This is a genomic window from Ochrobactrum sp. SFR4, from assembly GCF_019730395.1.
Classification (GTDB): Bacteria; Pseudomonadota; Alphaproteobacteria; order Rhizobiales; family Rhizobiaceae; genus Pseudochrobactrum.
This window is the reverse complement of record NZ_JAAPBB010000544.1, coordinates 1-311: the sequence shown is the minus strand read 5'-3', so window position 1 is coordinate 311 and position 311 is coordinate 1. Positions and strand designations below refer to the sequence as shown.

The window sequence follows — 311 nt, the reverse complement described above, 5'->3', positions numbered from 1 at the left end:
CAATAAGGAATGACACTCCGATATCCGCAACGGTAATGAGCGTGCTCTCCGGGCAGGCCTTACGACTTAGCAGTCTCAACAGCTCCATAACTGTTTTGCGTGGAATGATTATACCTGCATCGGGCATAGCCTCGCTGCCATCCGGAGCAGGTACTTCATATCGAGCTAAACGGTGGCCGTCGGTCGCAACGAATGTCAGTTCATTGCTACGTTCTGGGATGTGCATATAGACCCCGTTCAAGTAATAGCGTGTCTCCTCTGTGGAGATGGATGGCGCCACTTTTGACAAGGCTTTATGCAATTGCGCTGAG

Annotated in this window: 1 protein-coding gene; it reads right to left on the bottom strand. The window is 51.1% G+C overall.

The window, feature by feature from the left end:
• A partial coding sequence (locus tag HBA93_RS20175) for a DNA polymerase III subunit beta family protein (protein ID WP_502910157.1) occupies window positions 1-280 on the bottom strand: 280 nt, incomplete at its 3' end.
• Window positions 281-311 lie beyond the last annotated feature (31 nt).